The organism is Psychromonas algicola, from assembly GCF_004378355.1.
Lineage (GTDB): Bacteria > Pseudomonadota > Gammaproteobacteria > Enterobacterales > Psychromonadaceae > Psychromonas.
This window is the reverse complement of the sequence record NZ_SNUB01000051.1, coordinates 1-9,915: the sequence shown is the minus strand read 5'-3', so window position 1 is coordinate 9,915 and position 9,915 is coordinate 1. Positions and strand designations below refer to the sequence as shown.

Below are 9,915 nucleotides of genomic sequence, written 5' to 3'. Positions count from 1 at the left end.
GAGTGAGTGGAAATCGTAATCTAAAGGCATAAAAAAATCCGATGTTGAGTGAACATCGGATTCTGATCCCATTCGGGTAAAAATCAACTAATTTTTCTTAACTGATCGGCATTAGAGCTTAGGTTTTGTTTTTTTATGCCTGATGGAAAATAAAAACTATCCATGAAAGTGTCGCTATACCAAAGAGCTTATGTTGTTTCTACTATCATCGCGTTCTTGTCTAAATATAGAATTACTCATATTTAGTTGAAGAATATTCAAAAAAGATAATTTAAGCTGTCTTTTTATGTTTATAAAAGAAACAAGTGTAGACAGGAAGTATAGATATATTGGGACGTCGGATTCATCCGACTTTATTCGCAGCTAGTCAAATGTTGGATAACTTAAAATTAGATTTCAAAAGCGATCTGTAGTTTGAATGATTTATCATGTTGATATATCTAACTTGGCTTGTTTATGTTGCAAATAGAGCTTTAAGGTATAATTTACGAGGTTTTACTTATAGTTTATAAGATGAAAGGGCTTATTGAATTAATCACTGCAGAGGCTCTTTATTTCTGTGTCGATCAAGTATTAGCTTTGTCTCATGATTTGCAAAAATTGTATGTTAAATGTAATCAGGAAAGGGGATTTCTAAAGGTGCAAAAAAGGCCAGCATCGCTGACCTTATCAATAACATAAAACGATTAAGATTATGCGTTGATGAAATCAACACCTTCTTGAATGTCTTTGTTTAATGTTTCTAGCATATCGTTTTTCGCTTTTTCTTCAAACGCTGATAATTTACCGTAAGATAAAATTTCAACAACACCGTTAGCACCTAAACGTACAGGGTGAGCAAAGAAAGCAGCATCGCCATCAGCAACGTCAACGTATGCGTAATCAACAACGTCTTCGCCTTGAATACCTTTCACTAAAGATAGACAAAAACGAGCAGCAGCAGCGCCCATTGATAACGTAGCAGAACCGCCACCGGCTTTAGCATTTACAACTTCAGTACCTGCATTTTGGATGCGTGGTGTTAGTGCAGCCACTTCTTCTTCAGTAAACGTCACACCTTCTACTTGAGAAAGTAATGGTAAAATTGTTGTACCAGAATGACCGCCGATAACAGGTACTTTAACAGTCGCAACGTCTAAGCCTTTAAGCTCAGCAACAAATGCTTCACTACGGATAACGTCAAGAGTTGTTACACCAAATACACGGTTTTTATCGTAAGTACCTGCTTTTTTGAATACTTCAGCAACGATTGGCACTGTCCCGTTTACAGGGTTAGTGATAACACCGACTAATGCTTTAGGACAGTTAGCAACAATGCCTTCTGCTAGCGTTTTGATAATGCCTGCATTGACTGCGAATAAATCTGCGCGGTCCATACCTGGCTTACGTGGCATACCTGCTGGGATAATAACAATATCAGCACCTGTTAACGCTTTATCTAAAGCATCAGCACCAAAGCCTTCAACTTTTACTGCTGTTGGGATGTGTGATAAATCAACAGCAACACCAGGAACAACTGGTGCAACGTCGTATAATGCTAACTCAGAACCTGCTGGTAATTGAGTTTTTAATAATAATGATAAAGCTTGACCAATACCACCTGCAGCACCAAGAACAGCAACTTTCATGTTTTTCTCCAAAGAATAAATGTATGAGGTTTAAGACTAACATATTTAATTCTAAAGTGAATAATTAAGCAGGTGTTAAATATGTTAAAAAATTGTGATCGAGGTGCGAGTAACAATCATTTATTTAACGTTTTATTCTATTAATGTTTGGATTGGTTATTGTTGAGGGAAATACTGCTGAAATATTTTACTGTAAATTCCGTTTGCTAAAATGATCTCTAATCCCTTATTCAGCTGTTGTTTAAGCTTGTTATTGCCTTTTCTAACGGCAATGCCATAGCCTTCTGAAAAGCCTGAAAGAAAGCTCTCTTCGACACGTTGAATAGCTAATGTTGATTGTGCATCTTGTTGACTTAAAAAATGAGTGACGACGGCTGAATCAGCGAATACTGCATCTATTTTTTGTTGCTTTAAATCCGCCAAGGCTTCTGCAGATGAAAAGTAGGGCACAATGTAGCTATTCTCTTTTAAATTACGTGTGAGGTAGCTTTGGTTTGATGTGTTTGCTTGTACTCCAATAAACTTTCCTTCTAGAGAGAATCCTTTGTTAGCCGTTTGCTGACTGATGAATACGGGTGCTGTTTTATAATAGCTATTGGTAAAATCAACCATTTCAAGTCGCTCTGAGGTAATGTCTAGCGCGGCAATAGCAGCATCGTAACGGCCAAATTGTAAAGTAAGCAGTAATCCGTTGAAGTTATGGTGTTTGAAGCTACATTGTAGCTTAATTTCCTTACAAATCGCTTTGGCAATATCAATATCAAAGCCGACTATTTGTTGATCTTCTGATATATATTCAAAAGGATAATAATTGGTATCGGTAGCGAATTTCACTTGTATTGGCTGAGTTTCATCCGCTTTCAAAAATGATGCAAATAGCGTGAAAATGATAGCGATATAACGAGAAAAGGTAATGATAATAAGCGTCCCTGATGTTGGTAGTTTTATTGGAAGTTTACCAGAACTTATGCAAACTGCGTAATTAGCTAAAGCGTTAGTCACTTATTTGTACAAAAGTGAATAAATATGCAAAAAAAGTGACATTTAATATGTTATCGTGCAATCAATTTATATTATTATATATCACATTTGTAATGTACTAACGGGAATAAGCAATGCGACCAACCTCTGAACTGATGGATTTCTTTAAAAGCTTACTGAATAAAGAACACCTAAGCTCACAAAGTGAAATTGTAGATGCGCTTATTGAAGCTGGCTTTGATCATATTAATCAATCCAAGGTTTCTAGGATGTTAAGTAAATCTGGTGCAGTAAGAACACGTAATGCAACAGGTGAAATGGTTTATTGTCTGCCTGTTGAATTAGGGATCCCAACCACCACAAGTCCACTCAAGAACCTAGTCGTTGATATTGATAGAAATGATAGCTTAATTGTTATTCGTACAAGTCCTGGCGCTGCACAGCTTATCGCTCGTTTATTAGATTCTATGGGAAAAGCTGAAGGGATCTTAGGGACAATTGCCGGTGACGATACTATTTTTATTTCACCGAGTAACTCTAAAAAAATAGATTCTACGCTCGCCGTTGTGCATAAATTATTTGATTAACCCCTCTGGTTTTATCTTTTCTTCAAAATTAATCCTGCTTATATAGAAATATTTTCTACACTTTACTTATCAGAGAGGATGTTGAGGAGAAAGTAATGAAGCAGGCGTTTGCTTTTAGTCTAGTCGAGTTATTGGTTGTTGTTTTTATCTTAGCAGTGCTTTCAACCATTGCTTATCCCTCTTATCAACAGTTTGTCGTAAAAACGCGCCGAGCGGAAGCGCAATCAGAGTTGACCAAGGCACAAGTGACTCAAAGTAGTTATCATATTTTAAACCCAAGTTATCTTCTTGATGCGGAATCTTTAGGTTTACCTTTAAACCATGATTTCTATCGATTCAGTGTGGTCTCGGTTTCAACGCATATTTATTTAATGAAGGCAGAAGCTAAAAGCGCAACAAGTCAGAGTAACGATGAGATAAGCTGCCAAACACTTTATATTGACCAAGATAATAATAAAACCAGAGATGGTGTGTTGGATAATTCAGAATGTTGGCAAGATTAATTTCCCTCTTTACGTATTGACAGTAAAGAGGGATAAAAGTTAATAGCTTCCTAATAACTCTTTTTGTTCTAGAAATTTTAATGGTTTATCTAACATATGTTGATAGATAACGTTATACACTAATATGCTTTTAACATACGCTCGAGTTTCGTAGTAAGGAATACTTTCAACCCAGCTATCCATTTTAATTCCTTTTTTACCTTGTTTCTTATTAGGGCTAAACCATTTGTCGACACGATTTGGACCTGCATTATATGCAGCTGTAGCTAATAAACGGTTGCCTTTGTAATATTTTAATAAGCTATTGAAATACGCAGTACCTAGTTGAACATTAACTTTACCTTGGTTCAGCTGATCTACTTTTTTGTACTCTTTTAGGTTGATTTTTCGCGCTGTTTCTTTAGCGGTTCTTGGCATTAATTGCATATAACCACTTGCACCTACCGGGGATTTTGCATGCTCATCAAAACTACTTTCACGACGGGTAATTGCATAAATATAAGTCTCTTCGAGATCATATTTTTTAGCTTCTTTAATAAATAACTCTGGTTTTGCACTTGGAAAGCGGATATTTAAGGCATTCCAACTTTTTGAGTTAATACTTGCTAACACAGAGAGATGTGCCCACCCTTTAGTAAAAGCATATAAACCTAATTGCTGTTGTAACTCAGGACTTTGCCTATTCAATAAACGGATCCATTGTTGTTTTGCTTGTTGATTAAGTTGGTGAAATATTAATTCTTCAATTAATATTAACTCTTTACTTAAACTGCTTAGGCTACCTTGCTTCTCTTCAATGCTATCTGCATTAAAAGGGAAATTAATACCTAACTTCTCTGCTGCTAGAAAACCATGGTAACTGCGATGTGTCGCAACTTCTTTATAGAGATCTATCGCTTTTTTCGATTGGCCTTTTCGTTCTAAAACACGAGCTTGCCAGTATGACCATGAAGTTGAATTGCGTTTATCTTCTGGTAGCTTTTGGATCCAATGTTCTATATTTTTCCAATCTTCAAGCTTAATTGCATAACGAATACGTTGCTCAATAAGCGAAGTGTTGTCTAACGCTTGCAGCTCTTTATCTAACCAACTAAATAACCAAGTCTTACGTCCTTGCACAATGGTTGTTGCAAATTGTACTTTAATTTCCTTTGCCTCATCATCGGTAAAGTTTACTTTTTTATCTAATTTAGAAAAAATTTGCATCGCTTTATCAATATCTCTTTTTGCTAAGCGCTTGATACTGTGGACTGCAAAAGGAAAGCTTTCTGCTTTACGTGAGTTAAATAAGCGGCTGTTTGATATGTTACTAGGTTTTTTATGCAAGCTAATAAGTTGCTTCGCTAATGCTTGTTGTTCTGCGTTATTTAATTTACGTGCTAGTGAACGCATTAAAGTGGGTTTATCTTTATTGTAAGCAAGCTGAAAACGCTGCCAGATATCTGCTTGTGTAAGGATATTATTGTCTTCGTAATACTCATAAACGTTACCACAAGCTGTAGGTAAGCCTGTTTCTGATAACCATATCTGCTGTGCTTCTGGCCACACTTGTTTACCTTGGCCTTGTGAGATAGAGGCTTGTAAGTAATAACATTGTAAAGTGGGGTCGTTAGGCATTACATTTCTTACTTTTAAAAAATTAGCCCATCTTTTTTCTTTGGCTAAGTAAAATAAGTAAGTACGTTGTAAGTCATCACTCACTGCTTTGTTTTTATTGGATTGCAAAAAGCTAAGCACTTCTTTATCACTAACGTCTGCAATATTTGCATTCATATAATTATATTGGGTGAGGTAAGTTAAAGGGTAGTTTGCCAAATTATCCATTTGCTTATTAGCTTTTTCCCATTGTTTCTGATCTTGTAAATCTAGTGTTTCAGAAAAAATACTACGTTGAACGTCTAATGTTAATGCGCTGGCTAAGCTTGATGACGATAAAAGAATACAGCCGAAAATAAATTTTTTCATAATGCCTCGATAAAAGAATAAGCGATCTTGCTCTGTATTAAAGCTAGTCGATAATAGCAACTCCTGCGTATAAGAATGCTTTGAATGTTTAAAAATGTCTGATCTAACACCTTGTCAATTACTTCTCTGGTTTTCATCACTGCATATTTATGTGGTGTATTAACTAAAAACTTAGGGTCATAACGCGCAAAAAAAACCAAATGCGTATAGACTTAATCATATTCACCATAAGTCAGTTTGAAAATAATCAGTGTATTAAAGATAACAAATGCTTAGATGAATAACAGTTTTTTTAAATAAAAAAGGAGAAATTGTAAAGAGGTGTTGTTAAGAAAGGTTGAACTTATCTATCCCACAATGGACTAACTTTTACCTTTCAACAAGTAAAAAATAAAATATCTTTACGAAAATATGGTTAGGTCAAAAAATGAATTCGTTTATTTGAAAGGCAAAATTAATGTGACATAAATCACTTGTATATTACATTAAAAGGCCTAATCTATTTAAGAACACAATAAGTGTATAACAAAAGGTGTCCTATATGAGAATTGAAATTACTAGCAAACAAATTAGTATTACTGACACAATGCGCGCTAAAGTAGAGGAACGTTTCGAAAAATTACAAAAGCTTCAAGTTTCACTTATCAATCCCCACTTTATTATTACTAAAGAGCCTAAAGGTGTGAAAATTGAAGGCACGATCGGGGTTCCAAATGGCAAGGTATTTGCTCATGCTGAGCATGAAGATTTGTATGCTGCAATTACGCAGTTATTCCAAAAGATTGAACGACAGCTAAGTAAACATATCCATAAAGATGAAGCAAACCGTGCCAAGAACAATGGTAAAGACTTATGTCGTAACGGAGAAATTTCAGGAGAGGTTGTTGAAGAGCCGGAAGTTGAAATAGAATCAGATGCTGAAATCAAGTTAAATAAAGAATTCGCTAACTAATCAAGTTATTGTTTTACTCTAAAGGTAAATACAAATAACTAAAAAGAGAAAAGGAGGTTAATAACCTCCTTTTTTGATCTTATTTAGTTGCTTTATTTATCTTCATAATGTCGATTATCATGTACTTGTTGTAGCATCACACGACTTTCGTCTAAGAATAATGAAGAATAATCACCCATCCAGTTTGTCACCGATTTAAAGCGATTAATAAACTCTTCACGGTTGTTGTTTTCTAATAAGGCAATCGCTTCTGAAAAGTGTTTATGGTAACGCTTGATCATCGCTAAGTTGTTTTTCTGCGACATAATAATATCTGCATAAAGTGCAGGCTCTTGCGCAAATAAACGTCCTACCATAGCTAACTCTAAGCGATATATTGGTGAGCTTAAATCCAATAACTGTTCTAAATCAGCATTAACTTCTTGCAAATGCACGCCGTATACAAAACTTGTAAAGTGACGTAATGCTTGGATTAATGACATTGATTCATCATGAGTGGTTGCTGCCACTGGGTATAAATGCGCACCCCAGATCTTCATTTGATCAATTAACCACTTATATTTTTCAGGATCACGTCCATCACAATAAACAATCACTTGTTTTGCAAAGCTAGAAATATCAGGTCCAAACATCGGGTGTAAACCAACAACAGGGCCTTCATGTACAGCAAGCATTTCTGTTAATGGCGCATCTTTGATACTTGTTATATCTGCCAAAATACAGTCTTTAGGTAAGAAAGTAAGTTGTTTGATCACATCCACAGTAACATCGATAGGAGAGCCTACAATGACTAATCCTGCTTTACTACAAATTGCTTCTGCTTGATCCCAGTTTGCACGGCCTAATATATCTACGTCATAACCAGATAATGTAAACATCTCTACAAAGCGTTTACCTAGTAACCCATTACCACCAATGATCACGATACGTTTCATCTCAGGGTTAACTGTTTTGAAACCTGTCTCATTCTCACTTGCGTAGGACTCTCGCATCGTACGTCGTAAAATATCTTCAATAAGATTTGCTGGAACACCTTTCTTTTCGGCTTCTTCACGGCGCTTTGCTAACATTGCAGCTTCACGCTCTGGCACATAAATAGGTAGACCATGTTTGGTTTTTACTTCACCAACTTCACCAACTAAGCGTAATCGCTCTGCTAGTAAATCAATTATTTGCTGATCGACAGCATCAATTTGATCTCTTAATTTACTTAAAGGCATAATTTACTTCTTATTTTGTATAGTCTTTTTTAATGCTGTTTCTGCTTCAGCTAATAAGGCACAAGTTGATGCCCAATCAATACAAGCGTCTGTTACAGACACACCGTATTTTAGTTGATCTCTTGGTAATGATGCTGGTTGGTTACCCGCATTGATATTACTTTCTAACATAATACCTATGATTGACTTATTACCTTCAACAACTTGATGGAATACATCTTTAGCCACTAATGGTTGCAGTTCATGATTTTTACTAGAGTTCTCATGGCTACAATCAACAATTAAAATATTTTCCATTTTAGCTTTAGTGAGAGCTTGTTCCGCTAACGCTACGTTTAATGAATCGTAGTTAGGTTTACCGCCGCCGCCACGTAAAATAACATGACCATCTTGATTACCTGCAGTCTGTAATAATGCACTTTGGCCTGATTGATTAATACCCATAAAACGATGTGGTGAAGAAGCGGATTGCATTGCATTAACTGCCGTTGAAAGGCTGCCATCTGTTCCGTTTTTAAAACCAACAGGCATTGAAAGTCCACTTGCCATTTCACGGTGAGTTTGAGATTCAGTAGTACGTGCGCCAATTGCTGCCCAACTAAATAAGTCGCCAATATATTGGGGACTTATTGGATCTAATGCTTCAGTTGCAATAGGTAAACCTAGTTCAGAAATCCATAATAATAATTCACGTGCTTTTTTAAGGCCTGTTTCAATATCAAATGAATCATCCATATGTGGGTCGTTAATTAAACCTTTCCAGCCAACTGTTGTACGAGGTTTTTCAAAATACACACGCATTACAATATAAAGCGTGTCTTTATATTGTTCATGTAACGCTTTCAAACCAGTTGCATATTCTTTAGCAGCTTCAATGTCATGAATAGAACAAGGACCACAAATTACTAGAAAGCGTGGATCTTTTTTATGCACAATGTTGGAAATGGTTTGGCGTGATTCATTAATGAATTGATAAACACTCTCAGAAGCGGGTAAAGAGGCTTTAAGCTCTGCTGGTGTAATTAAAACAGTTTCTGATTGAATGTGGATATTTTCATTTTGTTGCGTAGTCATTTTAGTCTCGTTGACAGTTAATAGTGAAAGCATCATAGCATAGCAAAATAATAGATCATGCGATTAAGCCATGGAGCATAAATAAATGCAGATTTAATCAATAAATCGCCATACATTTGCTTCATTTTTATTTATTTTTGGGGTTTAAATATGTTGGTGTTTAGATTGAAGGTCTCTTGTTGATAATGAATTGTATTTTGTAAGGTAAATAAAATTATATTTGTGCTGTTTTTTAACTCAACGATTAAGAGGATATTTTGAATTTTAAAAGGGCTTGTTAAGAGGCGATTTGTTTTTTGGGATTTATATTACCAATTTATCTTTGAAAGGGAGTTTCTGTTTATACACTGTTGGTAGAGTGCACGGAATTCGAACTTGTGAGTACCGGAGTGATAGGCCGCGTTGTTTTAAATAAAGAGGCTAACTAACTGAACTACTTGCTTTGAATTTTATAAAGGGGGAAATATAAGAACGTACTTTGAATTGTCTGTTTATACACTGTTGGCGGAGTGGACGGGACTCGAACCCGCGACCCCCGGCGTGACAGGCCGGTATTCTAACCAACTGAACTACCACTCCTCCGAGTGTAAAACAGCTTCATTATTTTATCGTCTTTATGAATTGACGTTAACACACTGTTGGCGGAGTGGACGGGACTCGAACCCGCGACCCCCGGCGTGACAGGCCGGTATTCTAACCAACTGAACTACCACTCCACGAGTGTGTTACAGTTCTATCTCTTTTCGGTTTATTACCGCCGGCGTGACAGGCCGCTTATGTTAAACAAAAAGTCTAACTAACTGAACGACTACTTAATGAGTGCGTTACAGCTTGTTATTCATTTAGTGTCTGAAATAACATCGACATTAAAGCTTTATAATACTGTTGGCGGAGTGGACGGGACTCGAACCCGCGACCCCCGGCGTGACAGGCCGGTATTCTAACCAACTGAACTACCACTCCACGTGATAATCATCAGTTCAACGAATTCTTTTGCTAGAAATA

At 36.2% G+C, this 9,915-nt stretch carries 8 protein-coding genes and 3 tRNA genes; 3 read left to right on the top strand and 8 right to left on the bottom strand.

The window, feature by feature from the left end; translation table 11 throughout:
* Positions 1–692: 692 nt before the first annotated feature.
* Complete coding sequence (mdh, locus tag E2R67_RS16035; RefSeq protein WP_134291956.1) at positions 693–1,628, bottom strand: malate dehydrogenase; 936 nt, start codon at positions 1,626–1,628, stop codon at positions 693–695.
* 156 nt (positions 1,629–1,784) lie between these two features.
* Positions 1,785–2,630, bottom strand: coding sequence for a transporter substrate-binding domain-containing protein (locus tag E2R67_RS16030; RefSeq protein WP_243837043.1), 846 nt, complete (start codon positions 2,628–2,630; stop codon positions 1,785–1,787).
* A gap of 113 nt (positions 2,631–2,743) precedes the next feature.
* On the opposite strand from E2R67_RS16030, the gene argR reads away from it, so the two are divergent.
* Together argR and E2R67_RS16020 are read left to right on the top strand one after the other, a co-directional pair.
* Positions 2,744–3,196, top strand: coding sequence for a transcriptional regulator ArgR (gene argR / locus E2R67_RS16025; protein ID WP_134291955.1), 453 nt, complete (start codon positions 2,744–2,746; stop codon positions 3,194–3,196).
* A gap of 95 nt (positions 3,197–3,291) precedes the next feature.
* Positions 3,292–3,699: a type IV pilin protein gene (locus E2R67_RS16020; protein ID WP_134291954.1), complete on the top strand. Its 408-nt coding sequence runs from the start codon at positions 3,292–3,294 to the stop codon at positions 3,697–3,699.
* 39 nt (positions 3,700–3,738) lie between these two features.
* Here the strand turns inward: E2R67_RS16020 and E2R67_RS16015 are convergent, their stop codons facing one another.
* Entirely contained in the window at positions 3,739–5,664 is a 1,926-nt protein-coding gene (locus E2R67_RS16015; protein WP_134291953.1) for a transglycosylase SLT domain-containing protein, read from the bottom strand.
* Positions 5,665–6,205: 541 nt separating this feature from the next.
* Here E2R67_RS16015 and hpf point away from each other — a divergent pair.
* Positions 6,206–6,616, top strand: a complete 411-nt coding sequence (gene hpf, locus E2R67_RS16010) for a ribosome hibernation-promoting factor, HPF/YfiA family (RefSeq protein WP_134291952.1) — start codon at positions 6,206–6,208, stop codon at positions 6,614–6,616.
* 92 nt (positions 6,617–6,708) lie between these two features.
* Here the strand turns inward: hpf and tyrA are convergent, their stop codons facing one another.
* The 5 genes from tyrA to E2R67_RS15985 form a co-directional block, all read right to left on the bottom strand.
* Positions 6,709–7,836, bottom strand: coding sequence for a bifunctional chorismate mutase/prephenate dehydrogenase (gene tyrA / locus E2R67_RS16005; RefSeq protein ID WP_134291951.1), 1,128 nt, complete (start codon positions 7,834–7,836; stop codon positions 6,709–6,711).
* 3 nt (positions 7,837–7,839) lie between these two features.
* Positions 7,840–8,910, bottom strand: coding sequence for a 3-deoxy-7-phosphoheptulonate synthase (locus E2R67_RS16000; protein WP_134291950.1), 1,071 nt, complete (start codon positions 8,908–8,910; stop codon positions 7,840–7,842).
* A gap of 502 nt (positions 8,911–9,412) precedes the next feature.
* Positions 9,413–9,489, bottom strand: a tRNA-Asp gene (locus tag E2R67_RS15995).
* A gap of 60 nt (positions 9,490–9,549) precedes the next feature.
* Positions 9,550–9,626 (bottom strand) — tRNA-Asp (locus E2R67_RS15990).
* Positions 9,627–9,796: 170 nt separating this feature from the next.
* A tRNA-Asp gene (locus E2R67_RS15985) sits at positions 9,797–9,873 on the bottom strand.
* Positions 9,874–9,915 lie beyond the last annotated feature (42 nt).

Excerpts from the sequence above, each read along its gene's own strand:
- mdh (WP_134291956.1), bottom strand. The coding sequence starts at position 1,628 with ATGAAAGTTGCTGTTCTTGGTGCTGCAGGTGGTATTGGTCAAGCTTTA.
- argR (WP_134291955.1), top strand. The coding sequence starts at position 2,744 with ATGCGACCAACCTCTGAACTGATGGATTTCTTTAAAAGCTTACTGAAT.
- E2R67_RS16020 (WP_134291954.1), top strand. The coding sequence starts at position 3,292 with ATGAAGCAGGCGTTTGCTTTTAGTCTAGTCGAGTTATTGGTTGTTGTT.
- E2R67_RS16015 (WP_134291953.1), bottom strand. The coding sequence starts at position 5,664 with ATGAAAAAATTTATTTTCGGCTGTATTCTTTTATCGTCATCAAGCTTA.
- hpf (WP_134291952.1), top strand. The coding sequence starts at position 6,206 with ATGAGAATTGAAATTACTAGCAAACAAATTAGTATTACTGACACAATG.
- tyrA (WP_134291951.1), bottom strand. The coding sequence starts at position 7,836 with ATGCCTTTAAGTAAATTAAGAGATCAAATTGATGCTGTCGATCAGCAA.
- E2R67_RS16000 (WP_134291950.1), bottom strand. The coding sequence starts at position 8,910 with ATGACTACGCAACAAAATGAAAATATCCACATTCAATCAGAAACTGTT.